The sequence below is a fragment of the Clostridium sp. AF23-6LB genome, assembly GCF_003461085.1.
Lineage (GTDB): Bacteria > Bacillota > Clostridia > Lachnospirales > Lachnospiraceae > Coprococcus > Coprococcus ammoniilyticus.
This window is the reverse complement of record NZ_QTWK01000002.1, coordinates 448,300-467,308: the sequence shown is the minus strand read 5'-3', so window position 1 is coordinate 467,308 and position 19,009 is coordinate 448,300. Positions and strand designations below refer to the sequence as shown.

Sequence of the window (19,009 nt, the reverse complement as noted above, 5' to 3'; positions counted from 1 at the left end):
TACACAACAACAAGGAGAACTATATGGACAAAGAAAAAATATTGATCGTTGACGATGACGAAAACATCGCCGAACTGATCTCCCTTTATCTGAATAAAGAATGTTATGAAACACAGATTGCCGCAGACGGAGCTTCTGCCTTGGAGGCATTTGTCGAATTTATGCCAAATCTCATCCTATTAGATGTCATGCTTCCGGGCATGGACGGCTATCAGGTATGTACGGAAATCAGAAAGCAGTCCAATGTACCGATCATCATGTTATCCGCAAAAGGTGAGGTATTTGACAAGGTGCTCGGACTTAAGATCGGTGCCGATGATTACATCGTAAAACCCTTTGATTCCAACGAACTGGTTGCCCGTGTCGGTGCATTGCTTCGCCGCTGCAACTCACGGACGGATAATTTCCAGAACTATAATCCGACAAATGCCGATCATATCGGCACCTATGTCGAGTATGATAATCTGGTCGTTAATATTTCAAATTATACCGTTACATTAGAGGGCAAAAATCTGGAAATGCCGCCAAAAGAACTGGAACTGCTGTATTTCCTTGCAAGCCGTCCAAATCAGGTATTTACCAGAGAACAGCTTCTGGACAAATTATGGGGCTACGAATATGTCGGTGACACCCGTACCGTTGATGTACACATCAAACGTCTGCGCGAAAAACTGACCGATAAATATAACTGGTCCATTTTTACAGTATGGGGAATCGGTTACAAATTTGAGGTTAAATGACCATGAAAAAAACGATTTTTGATAAGATTGTTGTCGGCTTTGTCCTGCTGGTCATTGTAATCTTCAGTGTACTTGCTCTGTATACCGTCAATATGACACAGTCAAAGCTGCTAAGCAACACAGAACAAAATCTGAAAACAGAATCCAAGCTTATCATCAGCACCACCGTAACGGATTATATGAACGGCCTGATCGATAAGGATACGTTTTATCAGAAGCTGGATGAACATGCTGCTGATATGAACGCAGAGATCTGGCTTTCTACTGCAAATGGCGAGATCATATACTGTTCAAACAGTGAAAGTCCTGCTGCAAAAGATATGATGATCACTGATTTTTATGACCGGACGGATATATATTCCCAGACAGTAAAAACCGGTACGCTGAACGGCTGCTTTTCAGCCAAAACCTTAAGCCTCAGTACCCCTGTTTATCAGGATAAATCCTATGCAGGACTGCTGTCCATTCACTTGTCACTGCAGTTTATCAAGGATATTGCGCAGAAAACATTTGCATCCACCTATATGCCATTTCTGGTCATTGTGGTGTTGTCTCTGATCGCCTTAATGCTGATCACGAACAGTACATTAAAACCAATCCGTGAAATCATTGCAACCTCCAAGCAGTATGCCGCCGGAAATTTCAATGCGCGAATTGATGTGCATACCGATAACGAATTTGGTGAACTTGCACGATATATGGAGGAAATGGCAGACGAGCTGAGTCGTTCCAATGAATACCGAAAGTCTTTCATTTCCAATATATCCCACGACTTCCGTTCTCCTCTGACCTCGATCAAAGGATATATTGAAGCCATGATCGATGGAACAATTCCACCGGATAAGCATGAGAAATATCTACAGATCGTATTAAATGAGACAAAACGTCTGACCAAGCTGACACAGGGACTTCTGGAACTAAACAACTTCGACTCCTTTGACCTTCAGCTTGATAAGTCGAATTTTGATATCAAGAGCATTATCCTTCCTACGATCAACACCTTTGAAGGTCGTTGTCAGGACAAAGGCATTTATCTGCATGCAATCTTCCATACCGACAATACCATTGTCTACGCAGATCGTACAAGAATCCAGCAGGTTATCTACAATCTGGTTGACAATGCGATCAAATTCACCCCGGAAGGCAGACAGATTACAGTTCAGGTCACAGAAAAATCCGATAAAATCTTTGTCAGTGTCAAGGATGAAGGTGTCGGAATTCCACCGGAATCGATCAAGAAAGTATTTGACCGTTTCTATAAAACGGATCCAAGCCGCGGAAAGGATAAGACCGGAACCGGTCTCGGACTTGCCATCACAAAAGAGATCATCAAGGCGCATGGTGAGAATATCACCCTCAACAGTAAGGTCGGCGAAGGAAGTGAATTCATTTTCTCTCTCCCTATGCAGAAGGAAATGCAGGTTCCGATCAAAGCCGTGCATGTGAAGAAGGAAGAAGATACACAATATATCTCCAACGGAAAGTTCCGTATTAAGAAGAACTAACAAAAGCCCCACCCGCTCTTGCCTCTATGATGGATAGGAGTTGAAACTCGCTACACTTTCTATTCGGTTCGCACGCTGATTTGTCAGCAGTCGCCCAAACTCGCCTTATAAGGCTCAAACAAGGGCTTGATGCTGACAGCTAGTGCAAACCTCATAACGAAAGTTCCACTGATGTTTCAACTCCTATCCATCATAGAGGCAAGAGCGGGTGGGGCTTTATTTTATGTCTTACTCAAAATGTCTCCATTAATAGGAGGCATTATTTATATCGTTCTGCCATCTCATTTACAGCATCACGGATACGCTCGCGGAGATCTGCAGGCTCTATGACCTCTACGCTGGTTCCGTACTGCATCGCCCAGTGAAACATGGCATTCTGGCTGCAGGTCACACGGATAAACGCCTTATTGGCATCTGTCTCAGGATTAAAGTTATCTGGATAATTGTTCTGAACAAATTTTGGTGACAACACTTCAAAGTTCTTATCAAACCAGTCTACAATATCACCCATATTCCCTTTCTGAACCTTTAATACAATCGTAGCTGCGGGATCACTGAACATGTAGAGATGTTCCGCCATATGCTGTGGCAGATTCAGTCCATGCTCCATCCCTTTTACCAGACTTTTATCCTTGACCTTTTCATCTAATATCTCAATCTCCGTCATACGATCGATCCGGTAATTCGACAGATTGTCATATTTATCATAATTGCAGATCAGATAATATTTGCCCTCATTTGCAACCATCTGATATGGATTTACGATATACTTCGTATCCTTTCTTGGATGAAGCTGTTTATCGATACCATAGGTGTTATAGAGAAATGCAACCTTCTTGCCCTCACTGATCGCATCATCGATCATCTCAACATTTAACATGGTCTGACGGTTATCGGTATGTGATAACCCCGGCAGATTGCACACATGCTGTACCTTCGCACTGAAATACACATTCGAAAGCCCCTTGATCTTCTCGATCAGCTCCTGTGCCTGATTTCTCGGTATCGTCTTTGAAAATAAAATACTGTCGATCAACATTCTAAGCTCAGCATCATCAAATTCATGATTGTAATACCAGTCCTTTGTCAGGATCTCGGCCTCTCCGTTTTTATTTTCACGTTCAATCTCCGTACATTCCAGATTATAACCAAAATCCACCAGATTCATCAGATTGCTCTTGACGGATTTCCGGTCAACCTTCATTCCATATTCGGTTTCCAGCTTCTTTATGATATCCTTCTGATCCATTGTATGTTCGGAATCCGTATATTTCCGAAGAATCTCAAGGATACAGATATTCATCATTTTCTTTCCATCTACCATGTATGTACTCATAAATACTCCTTTTTACCACTCATAATGGTGAAGCTGTCCCTTCGTCTCAAGCTCTGGGAAGCCCTGCTGTCTGAGTGCCTCATATAACACGATTGCTACAGAATTTGCCAGATTCAGGGAACGGATCTCCGGGAACATCGGAATCCTGACTGCTGTTTCCTTATAGTCTAACAGAATCTCCTCCGGAATTCCTGCGCTCTCTTTTCCAAACATGATATAGGCATCTTCCTCATAGTTTACATCTGTATATTTCTGTTTGGATTTGGTCGTTGCCATATAGATCTTTGCGCCCGGATTCTTTTCAAGGAAATCATTGAAATCATCATAGATCGTTACATCTAATTTGTCCCAATAATCCAAACCCGCACGCTTTAACTGCTTCTCGTTGATCTGAAAGCCCAGAGGCTCGATCAAATGAAGTCTTGCACCTGCTGCCACACAGGTACGTCCTATATTTCCTGTATTTGCCGGCATCTCCGGCTCATGAAGTACGATATTTAACATGTTTTTCTCCCTTCGCTCTTATGGTGTCAAAAAGCTTTCCTCTCCGTCATGGATGATCACGCGGTCATGTCCGGTTGTTGTTCTGCCGATCACAGCAGCCTCAAATCCGGCTTCATACAGACGATTACTTAACATTCCACCATCTGCTGTGACAAATAACGCTGCTCCACATCCATCGATCCGGTATGGATCATCCCCGGTAAATTCACAGATCTCAATGGTTTCCTGCATGATCGGTATATGGTCATGGCTGATCCGAAGCCCGACATTTCCAGCCTCTGCCAGTTCCCATAATGCGCCATATACTCCTTCTGTTGAGATGTGGCGTGCATATATACTGCCACATGCCATCGCAATACCTCCCTGATTCTTCATAAGTAATAACCGGTCAAATTGCTCTGCTGTGCGAAGATATTCCTCAGAATATCTGGTCAGAAGCTCTTCTTTTCTTTCCCTTACCCGAAGCAGGGTTCCAAGGATGCCGGTCTGTCCGCACATAACGATATCCATATCCGGCTTGATCTTTGCATTTTTCTCGCCCTGCGATATCTTTCGTCCATACATCGTTACAGTTACCGCAGGCTCCTTGAATATCCCGCTGATCGCGGTATCTCCATACACAACATCCATGTGAAGCTCCTTCGCAAGATCAGAAAGCTCCCGCAGAATTTTTTTCATACGCTTCTCATCATTTTCCGGCATCATAACCGTATCTGTAAGTGCAAATGGCTGATACCCGCCAAGCCGTAATTTATTATATTGTTTGATAACATCCGAAGTCACCGTACCCAGTGCATTTGCAAGGCAGAGTCCTTCCGTTACTGCAAGCTCACTATCCAACAACACAAGCCGGCTATAGTCATCTCCTATGCCGGCTTGTGTTACGTCAGAATGTTCCTGTTTATTCAACGATCTTAAGATTGACCGCTTCTGCTGTATAAATCGAAACTTTTCTTTATTCATCCCTGATACCTTTTAGAATGCATATGCAAGCATACCGATTACCATAGCTGCTACCAGGATTCCAACTATAATTGCAGATGCTACCTTTTTACCCTTTGAACTGCTTAAATTGATCATTTCCCATTTCTCCTTTATATTTTAAACTTATAATTTTCTGATATTATCCGCCCCACATCAGACCTTTTCCCGTCTTATGCAGCGACATCATGTATAGATTAACGCTGAATTTTCACTTTGTCCAGATATAATAGCATTATTTTATAGCAATTTAGCATTTGTGCCAGATTCTGCCAACTGCTTATTCCGTTACATTTGCCGATGGACATACATGGTTCAGCGCGCATTCGGCACATTTTGGTCGTCTGGCGATACAGATCGTTCTTCCAAGTGTAATGATCTGAATATTATATAAGATCCACTGTTCCTTTGGAAGCTTTTCCATAAGCTCATGCTCGATCTTCACCGGATCATCACTATCTGTCAGCCCAAGCAGCCTGGAAATACGTTTTACATGTGTATCAACGACGATACTTGGCTCGTGGTAGATATTGCCACGGATCACATTTGCGGTTTTTCTTCCAACACCGTCTAATTTCGTCAGGCTCTCGATATCACTCGGCACTTCTCCGCCATATTCACTGATGAGCTTCTTTGCACAGCCAATTATATTCTTCGCTTTATTCTTATAAAATCCGGTCGAGTAAATATCCTTTTCCAATTCCTTGATATCTGCATCGGCGAATGCCTGCAAGGTAGGATATTTCACGAACAGATCTTTTGTTACAATGTTTACTCTGGCATCTGTACATTGTGCCGACAGCATCGTTGCGATCAGAAGCTGCCATGCATTTTCATGATTCAGATAACACTTGTAATCTGTTCCATATGTCTCATTCAAGATCCGGCAGATCTCCGCGACCTGCTGCTTTTCTTTTTTTGTCATATTGCATTACTCCTGTTTTCCTGCCAGATAGTTGATAAACTGCTGGGCTGTACGACCGGAGATTCCACCATGCGACAGCTCCCATTTGTTTGCTTCTGCGCAGAGTTCCTCCTCTGTCATATGGATGCCATTCTTCTCTGCCAGACCTACAACGATCTGGAAATATTCCTTCTGTGATGGCTTGCTGTAATTGATCGTAACACCAAAACGATTGACCAGTGACAGCTTCTCCTGCATCGTATCACTCTTGTGCATACCATTATTATTCTCAAGATCGGTACGATCTGTCCATGTCTCACGGATCAGATGACGACGGTTCGAGGTTGCATAGATCAAAACATTATCCGGCTTGATCTCCAAGCCACCTTCGATGACTGCCTTCAGATATTTGTATTCTGTCTCAAACTCCTCAAAGGACAGATCATCCATGTAAATGATGAATCGATAGTTACGGTTCTTGATCTGGGAAATAACCTGAGACAGATCCTGAAACTGATGCTTATAGATCTCGATCATACGAAGTCCCTGATCGTAATATTCATTTATGATCGCCTTGATCGTTGTTGACTTTCCGGTTCCGCTGTCACCAAATAACAGCGCATTATTTGCCTTACGTCCTGCAACAAAGGCTTCCGTATTCTCCACGATCTTCTGTTTCTGGATCTCATATCCGATCAGATCATCCAGACGAACATCCTCTGTGTTATTGATCGGAACAAACTGCATATCTCCATTTGTCGGATGAACGATACGGAATGCCTTGTTCAGTCCGAACATTCCAACACCATATGCCTTATAGAAATCCGTCACGATCTTGAAGATATCATTTTCATCCTTTGCCCCTTCGATCGCACGGCTGATATCCTGTACCTTTGTGCTGACATTCTTATTATACATACGTTCTTTCTTGCCGATGGCTTTATAATTATTCACGATCGTGAAGCAGTCAATATCCAACGCTTCCTCAATCTCAGAGAAATCAAAATCAAACAGCTTCTTGAAGATCTTGAAATCATTTTTTGCAAAATAATTAACGGTTCCGTCATTGGCACCCACTTTTTCACTCGTCATAGAGAATGAATTCTCATTTGTGATAAGAATAAATGCCAGATAATTGTGCCACAGATTTGTGTCAAATCCATAATCGGTAGCAAGATCCAGCAACCGCTTGATCTGGTCGTAGATCCTTGCAACCAGCTCCGCATTCGGACAGTCTCCGCGGTCAAAATCCTCAAATATCCCGGACAGCTTCATCAGAATACTGTTCTCCCCCAGATTTCTATATAATACTAATTTCGCTATATCTCTGTACATCTTAAATTATCCTTCTTTCTTCATTTGTCTATATAAACAGGCATTTGCCCTGTTTTATCCAGCTCGTTTCTCTCAGGCATTTTCCTTGCTTCTTTTCTCTTTCATGCGTCTGGACTGTCGTCTCTGCTTCCGCTTCCGGGGTTTCTCCCTCCAGCCATCATCCGACGAAGCGTAAGGTTCTCCATACTTTTCCCAGGCGACTCCCTTTTCCCGCAATCTCATAAGTACGAATTCCTTCACCAGTGCATATAAGACAGAGGATAACGGTACAAATATCAACATACCGAGAATTCCCATCAGATCTCCGCCAATGATAACTGCAACCAACACCCATATAGATGGAAGTCCGACGGAACCGCCTACCACATGCGGATAGATCAGATTTCCCTCGACCTGCTGCAGTATGATAAACAGGATCAAAAATACCAGTACCTTTTTCGGATCGTCAACCAGAATGAGAAATGCACCAACACCACATCCAATAAATGCACCAAAGACCGGAATCAATGCCGTTACCACAATCGTAACACTGACCGTCAGTGCATATGGAATACTAAGAACGCTCATGGATACAAAGAACATCAAGCCCAGAATACATGCCTCCAAGCACTGTCCGGTTATGAAATTTGCAAATGTCTCATCTGCCATAACGCAGGTCTTGATGATCTTATCTGCTGTTTTCTCTTTAAATAACGCATATATCAGACCCTTTGTCTGACGCTTCAAGTTCTCCTTCTGTGCCAGAATATAGATTGCGAAAAATAATCCAACCACAAAATCGACTATACCGCTGACAACGGAGGTTGCAAAATTAAATGTTGATGACAACAGGCTTCCGCTTCCATTCTTTATCAGATTGATCGCGCTCTCACTCACCTTATCCCATGCAATATCAATCTCCATGATCCGGTCAACGATATCCGGATATCCCGCTGCCAGATTCACCGCCCAATTCTTAATTGCCTCCATCGTAGACGGGAACTGCTGTCCGATCGCTGTAATTGTCCGGCTGACCTCCGGTATCAGCATCGTGATCACAAAAGCAATCACCAGGACGACGCAGATAATGGAAAGCACCATACAGACCGGTCTCCGGAACCGATACCATCTACTTTTTTCATTTCGGAATAACAGATTTTCAAATCCCTTCATCGGCACATTCAGAATGAACGCAATCGCAAATCCAATCACGAACGGCATAAGCAACCCGATGATCCATGTACCGCAGGCATAGATTTTATCAAAACGAAATACGCAAAATACGACTAATACAGTTATAATGATCAGTTTTATGAGCTTTTTCATATTCGAATTATTCAGTTCCAAATTCAATTTCCTCTGCTTTCTTTTTACATTTTTTTGAGCAGGCACATAGAACGTGTCTGCTCAATCATGCCAAGACCATTTATTCCGGCAGATTGATGTTTCCAAATACATCTCCTATGGAATAGGTCATATTCTCTTTTGGTTTATAAGCATTCATAATCGGAGCCATGATCTTCTCAAACTTCTCCCTGTTCTTTGAAAGAACGAATACTTCTGCTGTATTTCTGGCATCCCACAATGCATCATGCTCTTTTCCCTGAAAATCTTCTCCCAGATAGAATACCGCATCTGACAGTGCCAGTCTTCTTCTGGTTCCAAGCATACGTGCAAATTCCTTCTGGAAATCCTTCCATTTGGATGCAAGCTTCTGTGCATCCGGATTATTGTAGGATTTTAACTTGCGTTCCCGGTTAAACTGCCGCAGATCATTCTCACTCCATGCATAGATCACATCCGCGCTTAAGCCCCATGCAATGAACCGATCCATCGCAATCGCAAAATCCGGTGCATCGTCTACCATCTCATTTGTGATCCCGGTAAGATTTGTTATTCTGGATGTCACAGGCGTAATTCCCGGCTTTACATAAGTCTTGAATGAATCAATCTCCTTATATGTATCGTCCAGCTTAACAGCTCCTATTTCAATTATTTCATTTTTGCAAATTTTTAATTCATCGGGATGAGAATTATCGATCTGATTCATCTCAAAATCCACAAATATATACTCCATGTGTCACAACCTTCCTACAGCTGTCTTCCGGATGAAAGCCGCCTGTCGAACATGGCTTCCACCGTCACAATCTTACCTTACAGCATACCATTCACGTCCAAAAAAGTCTATCTTTTTCTTGGTGGAGATTTCCTGTAAATGCCCTGTTAAAAAATGTAGCTATTTTCTACCTGTTTTTTTACACATATGAATCGCCACAAGTATAAACGGCAATGAAAATACCCCTGACAGTACATCGGAGATTCCCTGTGTAAGAGCCACGCCTGTTTCCTGAAAACACATTGGAAGAAGCCAGATCAATGGCAGGAAAAAGATTCCCTGTCTGGTGGAGGATATGAGAATGGCTTTTCCGATCTCCCCTATTGCCTGAAATAACATACCGCTGACCAGACACACCGCCATAAATGGCAATGATACCGCGTGCATCCGAAGAGAAAGAACTCCCAGCTCAAGTGCCGCATTTTCTCCAAATAATGAGATAATCGAGGATGCAAATATCCACACAAGAATACCTGTAACAGCCGATGCAATGACCTGACTTAGAATCGTAAATATGATCGCTTTTCTTACTCTATCATTCTTCTTTGCTCCATAATTATAACCGGCCACCGGTGCAAAGCCCTGCCCATATCCGACCATGACTGCAAATAATATGGCAAATACTTTATTTGATACTGATATCGCAGCTATCACGTCATCCCCATATGCTCTGGCTGCCCGATTCAACAGGATGGTCGCCACACAGACCAGCCCCTGACGGAAAAAGGATGGGATTCCGGTTCTCGTAATATCGATGGCTGTCTGCTTAAACACCGCTAAACCCCGTCTATCCTCTCTCTTTATCTGCTCAATTTTAACTCGCATTCCTGTTGGTTTATATTTGGCATCTGCATTTTGGGACAAATGATCCATTATGTCTGTATTTTTATTAAACCTGATCACACTTTTCCCACTCAGCATCACGATCAGCATAATAATGAGACTTACGCTCTGTCCACAAAATGTGGCAATTCCTGCTCCTCGGATTCCAAGCTCCAAACCTGACACCAGAATTGGATCTAAGACCGCATTTAAGACAGCACCGCTTCCAATTCCAACTAACGCCCAGACGGGCATTCCTTCCGCCCGCAGAACATTGTTGAGTACATACGACACACACATAACCGGCGCTGTAAGCAGGATCCAGAATCCATAATCTAATGCAAATGTCGCGATCGTATCCGTCGATCCCAGGAACTCAACCAACGGTTTCTGCCACAGAAATCCTGCTCCCATCAGTATAAGTCCGGCAATCAGCGACATTAAGACCGCAACCAGTGCATCTCTGCCTGCTTCCTTTTCTTTCTGTTCACCTAAAAATCGGGATATTCTGCTGCCTGCACCCATGCCAAATGTATACCCTACCGCCTGTATCATGGCAAGTACCGAAAATAAAACCCCAACTGCCGCAACTGCACTGTTTCCAAGGTCCGAAACAAAATACATATCTACGATATTGTACGTCGTTCCGGCAAGCATACTGACAATGGTTGAACACGATAATCGCAAAATAAGAGAAGGCACAGGAGTCTTTGTCATTTTCACATGATTCTCCTGTGCCTTATCCTTCGTATTGTCAGTTTTACCTTGAACATTATCATTTTTCATATGCAGACATCCTGCCTTATAGCCATAGTAAGAAACTGACAAATAAATATTTCTGTATCTATCCAAACTCTGATACCAAAATCATAACAATCTTTTTATATCAGCCAGATATTTATGCATTATTTCAGAAATTCAGCCACTTCCTCGATCTTATTCTGTGCATCATACACGCCCAGATCGTACATTGCCTGAATCTTCTTATCATCCTTTTCCGTTCTTGATATGTCGATCTGTACACTCGGACGGATAATAAGAACCTCGCCCTTCTGTTCCAGTTCAGCCAGCTTCTCCAATGTCTTATTATAATACAAATGCCTCATGGCTATTCGTTTCACATACTCCGGATATTCCTTATACCGGATTGCTTCCAGCTTCAACATGCTGTCTTCTTCCTTGACGTAACCTTCCGGTCTGGTCAAAACTACGATATCTTTTCGATATCCCATTCTCCTGAACTGGAAGATCGGAATGCTGTCTGCAGTTCCGCCATCCAATAACTTCTTGCCATCTACTTCTACAATCTGTGACACGATTGGAAGTGATGCTGATGCACGAAGCTTGTCCATATCCTTTCGAAGATCCGTACATTCCAGATACTCCGGCTGTCCGGTTTCTACATTTGTACAGCATACATAAAATCTCGTTGGATTCTCCTCAAATGCATCATAGTCGAATTTGTACAATTCATTTGGCAGTCGATCATAACAAAAATCAACTCCAAATAAATTTCCCGTTTTCAGCAATGACTTCAAGCTCATATATTCCTTATTGTTTCGGTATTCTAGGCTGTATGCAATATTTCTTCCACGCTGCTTGGATACGAAAGAGGCTCCATGAATAGCTCCCGCCGATACACCGATCACGCCATCCACTGTAATATTATGATCTAAAAATACATCCAGTACTCCGGCAGTATAGATGCCACGCATGCCACCGCCTTCTAAAACCAATCCTGTCTTTGTCATATATCTTCAACTTCCTTTCAAAACGAATTTGCTATCTTTTGTTTTTACTATGATAACGCAAATCTGGATTTTGGCAAGGGGAATTTTGGAGGTGGGGTGATGAATAAATAGGATGATGGATAATCTTATATTATCCATTGTTTTAGTAAGTAAGTAGTTCTATTAGAGACCGATAGATTATATGACTTTTGCAATATAAGATAATAACTAATACATATGGAGTACTATTATGAATAAAGATAATGAAATACTATTACAAAATGCAATAAATGATACAACTATTTCACAAGAAGATGTTATAAAGGCACAGATTGAATTAAAAAAACATGTAAAAAATAAAGATTTTTACAGAATAGATCAATATAAAATAAATTTCGGAACTCAGATTTCTAAAAATTATTCTAATTTGAATCAGCGTCGTTCCTTTTATTCTGATTGTTATTTTACAAAATCAAATTTTACAAATACGGGGTTTACTGGTTCTATTTTTTCTAATTGTAATTTTACAAATAATTTATTAAAGCGTACAGTTTTTGATTCATGTAATTTTAGACAATGTAATTTTGAATATTCAATCAGTGGTAATAATACATTAGAAGGCACAGATTTTAACAATGCTGTATTTGTAGAATGTACATTTGAAGGAATTACTTTTGATGCTGGAATGGCTTCTAATGCTATATTTCAAAGCGTAAGTTTTAAAGAATGTGTATTTTTAGGTATGCTTTGGGAAGCTGCAACTTTTGAGGATGTGTATTTTGATAATTGTCAAATGAAAGGACTTAATTTTGAACAGTGTGTTTTTGATAATATCCATATGAATAATACTCGTCTATTATTTCCGACTATTCCATATATAATTAACGGGATAAAATATTTAATGCAGACTGATGATAATGTTCAAATTTCTTCTGCAAATAGTTCAAGTGGTTTAATAAAGAAAGAAGAATATTTAAAACTTCTCCCTATATTAGAAAAATTTTATTATGGTACAAAAAATTATTTCCCATTGGCAAATATTTATGTCGCTCAAAATAAGTATCAAGATGCATACAATGCAATAATAAACGGGGTGCGTGTCGCTATGCAATTAAGGTCGTTTCGAAGTTTACGAAGTTTTTGTATATTGCTGAAAACCATTCCTGTTTTAGAGCCAAAACATTTTAATTTTGTATATGAATGTATACAAAATGAAATTGGATGTCAATTTTTTTCATCGACAGATTATTATATTTTATCAAGATACCTCGGTGAAGTTCGCCAACTACTAGTAAATGGAAAAGATGGTACTGTGGTAGGAATTACTATTAAAACAAATATAGAATCCAATGAATGTGATAAGTTAGGGATATTAATCTCAGTCATAAACTCTATAATTGATTATTCGTCAACAAATGCAAATAATTATATTGAGTTAAGGCATTATTCTCCATATGAAATTTTTTGTCAAATAACAGCTAATCCTGAATGTATTTTTTATATAATAGGCATTATATATTCTGGATTATTAGGTGTAGATACATTATATAAAAAATATAAAGAAAATATCAAAAATGAAATAGATGAAAAAAAATCTCTTGCTCAAATAGAATTAATAAAGGCTCAAACGGAACAAATAAAAATAGATAATTTATTAAAGAAAGAGCAAATAGAAAAACAAAGTAGCGAGAAAATTAAACATTCTCAACAGATTATTCAGGCTAATCAGATTACAATTAATAGCATAAGTCATAATATTACAGCAGGATCAATATTAAATTGTGATCCTATATTTCAAAGTTATTCTGCGTCTAACAATCAGTAAGGAATAGATGTAACATATAAATGATAACCAGCCTTTTGGGAGCTTAAGGCTGGTTATCATTTATATTTATATATCAATAGGATTAAAAGTATTGTTTTGATTATAAATATTTGGTGGCCCTAATTTGATATTATATTTTTTTGTTATCTCTATTGCAGTATTTATATACTGTTTACATTCTTCAAAATTTGGTGGAACATAGTTTGCTAATTTTGTATTTTGCATAGGCCGAAACGGAGATATCATGGGAGATACTCCAATTTTGCATAAGACCTCTATACCTTTTTTAAATGATTCAAGCGGCTCTAAACCTACAATTAGCATACTACGTACTTGTCCATCATTTCCAAAGACTTCTACAGCTTTTTGTAAAGCTTTTAGATATTCATTCCGTGAAATCATTCCTTTACCGGGCATTATTTCCTTTGAAATGGTTTCGTCATAAATTTCGAGATTAAAAGCAATTTCGTTTGCACCCAATTTCTTATATTCTTGAATATCATTTAAATCTTGTGGTGGAAGACTCATGATATAAATTGGTTTATCTGTATGTATTCTAATTATTTTAAGAATATCCTTTATGAGTGTTGGCTCATATATTCTATCGTTTGAAGCGCCACCTATCATAATTTCCTTAAATTCAAAATTTTCTAGATAAAACAAAAAGGATTCCGTTATATCGTCTAAATCAAAATTATAGTATTCTTCATTTTTTGCATGACAAAAATGACAGCCTTTTCCATTTTGTTTAAACAAACATATTGAATTATGACGAATGCGAATACGCATATTATTGCGCTGCACCATTTTTGAATATAATAAACCGGAATGTGTTTTAACATTTGGGATAGAATCTTTTTTATCTACATATACAATACTTATATTTTTTTCAAGATAAAATAAATAAAAGTTTTTTTCTATATATTTTAAAGTAAATGGCGAGAAATCTATAAAAGGGATTTTAAGTGGACAATTTACTATTAAGTCATTAGAAAATCTAATATCAACAGCATCAAATGTTCCTTCTTGAATTCCACCACATTCCGTTAATGCAATCATAGCAGATATATCAATTTTAATTCCTTGTAATAATAAGGCTGTCTTTAGATTATTCCAATCCATATTAGATTTTATTGAACACCGTATTATTTCATTCGAAAGTAAATTTTGATAAATATTAATTTGATGATTTGGATTCAAACTTATTATATTTCTTTTAGAAATAAAACGAAACATATATCCTCTAAGTTGAATATTATTTTGTATATTTAAACCATCCATAAAATATTTATCGATATCTTTACAATTACATAATTTATTGAAATATTCTACAGCTATATTTTTACTATATTTTATCTTGTAATAGCTATAATTAATATTCAAATTTTCTAATTTTTTCTTTTCTATTTTAATTGGTTCATTAGAAAATGCCATTTCATTTAATTCATATAATGATGGAAGGTTGTTTTCAAATAATGTACGATTAATCAAAAAAGAGGAACCTTGAAATCTGGGATTTATTTCAATAAAATATAATTTATTGTTTTGAACAATAAAGTCTAAACCACAGATTCCCCTATAATTCATTTTTCCTAGTTTATTACCTATTTTTTTTGCACAATTATATAAATTATTAATAATTAATTTTGGAATTTTTTGTGCTTCGATATAGTCAGATCCTCTAAAAATCAACGGAGATTGATTTGGGTCAATTATCTGGATTGATGGTGAGAATATTATTTGATTAAATTTACCAACTAATATATGTATATTTATTGAATAACTATTTTTCAATAATGGTGAAACTAAATAAATATTGCACGGATTGAGTATGTTAGCTTTCATATTTTGATCTTTTTTAATTATGAAACTACCTAATCCGCCAGATGAATAATTATCTTGAATTACAAATTCATTTTCTTGTGGAAATAATTTTTTAAAATTAGAAAAGGTACATTCACTTCCAGTAACAGTACAAAATGATGGTACATCAATAAGATTTTGGGCCCATACACGAACTAATGTTTTGTTTGATAGCCAATCAAGCAATTCTCTTGAATTAATATTTAAAATATGCTCTTTGCATTCCGGAAATTTGTTTATGACTTCATATGCATAACTCTGGTTATAAAAAATAAAATTATATTTGTCTAATCTGTATTTTATATTTTTTATAATAAAATTTATAAACACATTTTTGTCATAAACACGTGAATGTTTTGAGCAACAATATATATTGCCATTTGTTCCATCTCCATAGAAGGTAATGGAACCATTAAAATAATGACCTGTATATGCCATATCTGACTGATACTTTCCAATGAACATTAAAAACATTTATTAATCCCTCCGCAATTATTTTGATTATTATTTGGGGCTAAAGAATACCTGTGTAATTTATAAAACTTATAGATGATATAATTTAAGTATTATTCATCCTTTAGATTGATAATATAAGATTATCCATCACTTATTTTCTTATTTTCCTTCCCCTCCAATCTATCCCCAATCCCATGCAAAATCAACCATTTTGCATAAAACGACCATATATTACAGAAAATGACCAAATTTCTCTTATTTTTCGATTGTATTCTTCCATTTTATAAATTCTAGAATATATACTAAGCAAGGCAGAACCCTGCTACGGAGATTCTATGCACAGCAAAATAACCTTGGTAAGATCCATACCGGACTTATATCGGATCTATCTTGAAGTGCATCTAATAAATAATTTTAAGGAGAACAGATACAAATGACTACGACTCTTTTATCTACACACATTCAAAACTATCTCACCTACTGTAAGAACCAGAAGCGATTGGATGAGAAAACATTAAAAGCATACCGGATTGATCTGGCACAATTTGCACATGCACAAATTCCTTCTGACATCACAGATATCACTCCCGATCTTTTAGAGGAATATGTTGCAGGTCTTCACGAACAATATAAACCAAGAACGGTAAAACGGAAAATTGCTTCATTAAAAGCCTTCTTTCATTACCTGTTATATAAGGATTTTCTGCCTCAAAATCCATTCGATAAGCTTCAACTGCGTTTTCGCGAACCTATTATTTTACCAAAAACAATCCCATTAGCTACTGTCGAAACGCTTCTGTCTGTAGCACACAGACAGCAAACACTGGCGCCAACAGAATATCAACGAAAAAATGCATTAAGAGATACTGCCGTACTGGAACTACTCTTTGCAACGGGTATTCGAATCTCCGAGCTTTGCTCTCTTCACAATGATTCCATTGATCTGCAAGACGGAACCATTCTAATCTATGGAAAGGGATCAAAGGAACGCCGCATCCAGATTGGGAATGAATCTGTGCTTTATATTTTGAAAAAATATAAGATAACTTTTCACAAAGAAATATTCGCCTGCGATTCTTTCTTTGTTAATCAGGCTGCGAAACCCTTATCCGATCAGGCTGTACGGCGTATGATAAATAAATACACAGAACTTGCATCTATTGATATGCATATTACACCGCATATGTTTCGTCATACATTTGCAACCAGCCTTTTGGATGCGGATGTAGATATTCGATATATACAGGAAATGCTTGGTCACAGTTCGATCACCATAACCGAAATATATACTCATGTAGCTGTCGCCAAACAGCGTAATATTCTGGCAACCAGACATCCTCGAAATCAATTCATGCTATAAACCATATAGCATATATCAAAAAAGATGATGCAGAATATATCAAACTTCAATATTAGATTTTCAAATCTAACCTTTGAAGCTGGTATATTCCACACCATCTTTTCACATTTCTTCCAGATCATCTCTAGTCTTCTGTCGATTCCTCTATAACACAGTCTGGAAATTTTGAATGAATAAACAATTTTTCTTCTTCCGACAGCTTACGCCATAAATTAACCTTTGATAAATTATTAAATTTGCAAATATCATTTATATGTTTACTTTGAACATCTGCATTCAAATCTATTGTCTCTGGATAAATCTCTGCTATTTCTTTCAAAGTAACGCCCTTCGCTTCTATTATCATTTTTATATCTTCTGTATCTGGATATACGTAGATTTGAAATGTATCTCCCCATCCACTATAAAAATAGAAATATAAATTTCTCTTTTCATTCGTATTGCTATAATATTCCTTTGCTATATTTTCGTATACTGATTTAAGCTCCGGTAAACATTTTTCAAATTTCTTTTTCATCCGAAAATCAATTACAATAGTACTATCATCCTCATCTGATATATACATACCTCTATATGACATCAGCTTATGGTAATCTTTCCAATCAGACCATACAATCAGTCTTAAACGTTTAAAATCCAGAAGAATAAAAATTAACCCTAAGAAAATAACAATGATTGAAAAGGCTGCTAGCCATTCTTTTTTCAATCGCATCCACCTCCACCTCTTATGTCATCTTACGATGTATCATGCAATTCAAATAATAATATACCCATACCTGCCATATAATTACCACGGAACCTTTTCTATTTCCCAATAATTGGATAAGTCACGAATCTCACAATCAGGGAATATGGACCATATATATTCTTTCCAATTTTCCGGCATTGTTTCCCTAAAGCACCACCAATCCTGCAAACTCTCCAACTGTTCAATGGATTTTAAATCATCGAATGACATTACTACACTTCCATCTGTATTTATAGATGTCATATCCGGAAATGCCTCTATAATCCTAGGTAATGTAATACCACGCCCATCTAACTGCGTAAAAGATATCATCTTTTTGTTGCTATCATAATTTGTAACCAAAAATGCTCTTCCTGCATAACCTTTAAACATAAATGATAATGAATATAATTGATATTCTTCTCCCATATAACTTCTTATCTTTGGTGCGAGAATATAGCTTATTTTAGCCATATTGTCTAAATTCCAAGTATCTGTCTTATCCTGGAAACGAACTATAATTCCAGCATATTGTTTATCTGTTTCCGATCTTATCTCTACATTATCCAGTTCCCAATCAGGTTCATACACTTCACTATATTGCCTCACAAAAACATTATATGGATTCTCTTCTTTTTCCGGCTTGTTATTGTTATAGCGAATAATACCACTAACCATAATAAGTATTACTACTACTATGCAGACTGGAATAAGCCATTTTTTTCTCTTCCTTATATTTTTCTTCAATAGATCCTCTCATTTCTTTAATATCTCTCTTCATCCCGAATTACACAATCCAAATAGCAAAGCATGCATGATTTAACCA

The 19,009-nt window shown here is 37.8% G+C and carries 16 protein-coding genes; 4 read left to right on the top strand and 12 right to left on the bottom strand.

Annotated elements, in window-relative coordinates; genetic code table 11:
- The first annotated feature begins 23 nt into the window (after positions 1-23).
- Together DWY07_RS06525 and DWY07_RS06520 are read left to right on the top strand one after the other, a co-directional pair.
- Positions 24-740: a response regulator transcription factor gene (locus DWY07_RS06525; RefSeq protein WP_117808537.1), complete on the top strand. Its 717-nt coding sequence runs from the start codon at positions 24-26 to the stop codon at positions 738-740.
- Between the two features lie 2 nt (positions 741-742).
- Positions 743-2,245 carry a HAMP domain-containing sensor histidine kinase gene (locus DWY07_RS06520; protein WP_117822514.1) on the top strand — a complete coding sequence of 501 codons (1,503 nt, stop codon included), beginning with the start codon at positions 743-745 and terminating at the stop codon, positions 2,243-2,245.
- Positions 2,246-2,504: 259 nt separating this feature from the next.
- Here DWY07_RS06520 and DWY07_RS06515 read toward each other — a convergent pair whose 3' ends face one another.
- From DWY07_RS06515 to DWY07_RS13520, 9 genes are all read right to left on the bottom strand, one after another.
- Complete coding sequence (locus DWY07_RS06515) at positions 2,505-3,581, bottom strand: WYL domain-containing protein (protein WP_226801096.1); 1,077 nt, start codon at positions 3,579-3,581, stop codon at positions 2,505-2,507.
- 12 nt (positions 3,582-3,593) lie between these two features.
- Positions 3,594-4,085 carry a tRNA (uridine(34)/cytosine(34)/5-carboxymethylaminomethyluridine(34)-2'-O)-methyltransferase TrmL gene (gene trmL, locus DWY07_RS06510; protein ID WP_117808535.1) on the bottom strand — a complete coding sequence of 164 codons (492 nt, stop codon included), beginning with the start codon at positions 4,083-4,085 and terminating at the stop codon, positions 3,594-3,596.
- A gap of 18 nt (positions 4,086-4,103) precedes the next feature.
- Complete coding sequence (locus DWY07_RS06505) at positions 4,104-5,048, bottom strand: AIR synthase family protein (RefSeq protein ID WP_117822513.1); 945 nt, start codon at positions 5,046-5,048, stop codon at positions 4,104-4,106.
- Between the two features lie 298 nt (positions 5,049-5,346).
- Positions 5,347-5,991: an endonuclease III gene (gene nth, locus DWY07_RS06500; RefSeq protein WP_117822512.1), complete on the bottom strand. Its 645-nt coding sequence runs from the start codon at positions 5,989-5,991 to the stop codon at positions 5,347-5,349.
- A gap of 6 nt (positions 5,992-5,997) precedes the next feature.
- The gene (locus DWY07_RS06495; RefSeq protein WP_008400495.1) at positions 5,998-7,305 is read right to left on the bottom strand and encodes an ATP-binding protein; all 1,308 of its coding nucleotides are present in this window, start codon (positions 7,303-7,305) and stop codon (positions 5,998-6,000) included.
- Between the two features lie 72 nt (positions 7,306-7,377).
- Positions 7,378-8,631 (bottom strand): AI-2E family transporter, encoded by a 1,254-nt coding sequence (locus DWY07_RS06490; RefSeq protein ID WP_226801097.1) that lies wholly within the window; start codon positions 8,629-8,631, stop codon positions 7,378-7,380.
- Positions 8,632-8,710: 79 nt separating this feature from the next.
- The gene (locus tag DWY07_RS06485; protein WP_117784669.1) at positions 8,711-9,361 is read right to left on the bottom strand and encodes a 3'-5' exonuclease; all 651 of its coding nucleotides are present in this window, start codon (positions 9,359-9,361) and stop codon (positions 8,711-8,713) included.
- Between the two features lie 159 nt (positions 9,362-9,520).
- Entirely contained in the window at positions 9,521-11,008 is a 1,488-nt protein-coding gene (locus DWY07_RS06480; protein ID WP_117822510.1) for an MATE family efflux transporter, read from the bottom strand.
- Positions 11,009-11,127: 119 nt separating this feature from the next.
- A complete protein-coding gene (locus DWY07_RS13520; RefSeq protein ID WP_117822509.1) occupies positions 11,128-11,973 on the bottom strand; it encodes a patatin family protein in 846 nt (281 codons plus the stop codon).
- A gap of 229 nt (positions 11,974-12,202) precedes the next feature.
- Here DWY07_RS13520 and DWY07_RS06470 point away from each other — a divergent pair, with 229 nt between their 5' ends.
- Positions 12,203-13,777, top strand: coding sequence for a pentapeptide repeat-containing protein (locus DWY07_RS06470; protein ID WP_117784667.1), 1,575 nt, complete (start codon positions 12,203-12,205; stop codon positions 13,775-13,777).
- A 66-nt stretch (positions 13,778-13,843) separates the two neighbouring features.
- Here the strand turns inward: DWY07_RS06470 and DWY07_RS06465 are convergent, their stop codons facing one another.
- The gene (locus DWY07_RS06465) at positions 13,844-16,114 is read right to left on the bottom strand and encodes a radical SAM protein (RefSeq protein WP_117822508.1); all 2,271 of its coding nucleotides are present in this window, start codon (positions 16,112-16,114) and stop codon (positions 13,844-13,846) included.
- A gap of 415 nt (positions 16,115-16,529) precedes the next feature.
- Here DWY07_RS06465 and DWY07_RS06460 point away from each other — a divergent pair, with 415 nt between their 5' ends.
- Positions 16,530-17,456, top strand: a complete 927-nt coding sequence (locus DWY07_RS06460) for a tyrosine-type recombinase/integrase (RefSeq protein WP_117822507.1) — start codon at positions 16,530-16,532, stop codon at positions 17,454-17,456.
- A gap of 124 nt (positions 17,457-17,580) precedes the next feature.
- On the opposite strand, the gene DWY07_RS06455 is transcribed toward DWY07_RS06460, so the two are convergent.
- Both DWY07_RS06455 and DWY07_RS06450 read right to left on the bottom strand, forming a co-directional pair.
- Positions 17,581-18,162: a hypothetical protein gene (locus tag DWY07_RS06455; protein ID WP_147340244.1), complete on the bottom strand. Its 582-nt coding sequence runs from the start codon at positions 18,160-18,162 to the stop codon at positions 17,581-17,583.
- Between the two features lie 81 nt (positions 18,163-18,243).
- Positions 18,244-18,930 carry a hypothetical protein gene (locus DWY07_RS06450; RefSeq protein WP_117822505.1) on the bottom strand — a complete coding sequence of 229 codons (687 nt, stop codon included), beginning with the start codon at positions 18,928-18,930 and terminating at the stop codon, positions 18,244-18,246.
- Between the last annotated feature and the right edge of the window lie 79 nt (positions 18,931-19,009).

What these genes read in the sequence shown, in the direction of transcription:
- DWY07_RS06525 (WP_117808537.1), top strand. Translation starts at nt 24, where the DNA reads ATGGACAAAGAAAAAATATTGATCGTTGACGATGACGAAAACATCGCC.
- DWY07_RS06520 (WP_117822514.1), top strand. Translation starts at nt 743, where the DNA reads ATGAAAAAAACGATTTTTGATAAGATTGTTGTCGGCTTTGTCCTGCTG.
- DWY07_RS06515 (WP_226801096.1), bottom strand. Translation starts at nt 3,581, where the DNA reads ATGAGTACATACATGGTAGATGGAAAGAAAATGATGAATATCTGTATC.
- trmL (WP_117808535.1), bottom strand. Translation starts at nt 4,085, where the DNA reads ATGTTAAATATCGTACTTCATGAGCCGGAGATGCCGGCAAATACAGGA.
- DWY07_RS06505 (WP_117822513.1), bottom strand. Translation starts at nt 5,048, where the DNA reads ATGAATAAAGAAAAGTTTCGATTTATACAGCAGAAGCGGTCAATCTTA.
- nth (WP_117822512.1), bottom strand. Translation starts at nt 5,991, where the DNA reads ATGACAAAAAAAGAAAAGCAGCAGGTCGCGGAGATCTGCCGGATCTTG.
- DWY07_RS06495 (WP_008400495.1), bottom strand. Translation starts at nt 7,305, where the DNA reads ATGTACAGAGATATAGCGAAATTAGTATTATATAGAAATCTGGGGGAG.
- DWY07_RS06485 (WP_117784669.1), bottom strand. Translation starts at nt 9,361, where the DNA reads ATGGAGTATATATTTGTGGATTTTGAGATGAATCAGATCGATAATTCT.
- DWY07_RS06480 (WP_117822510.1), bottom strand. Translation starts at nt 11,008, where the DNA reads ATGAAAAATGATAATGTTCAAGGTAAAACTGACAATACGAAGGATAAG.
- DWY07_RS13520 (WP_117822509.1), bottom strand. Translation starts at nt 11,973, where the DNA reads ATGACAAAGACAGGATTGGTTTTAGAAGGCGGTGGCATGCGTGGCATC.
- DWY07_RS06470 (WP_117784667.1), top strand. Translation starts at nt 12,203, where the DNA reads ATGAATAAAGATAATGAAATACTATTACAAAATGCAATAAATGATACA.
- DWY07_RS06465 (WP_117822508.1), bottom strand. Translation starts at nt 16,114, where the DNA reads ATGTTTTTAATGTTCATTGGAAAGTATCAGTCAGATATGGCATATACA.
- DWY07_RS06460 (WP_117822507.1), top strand. Translation starts at nt 16,530, where the DNA reads ATGACTACGACTCTTTTATCTACACACATTCAAAACTATCTCACCTAC.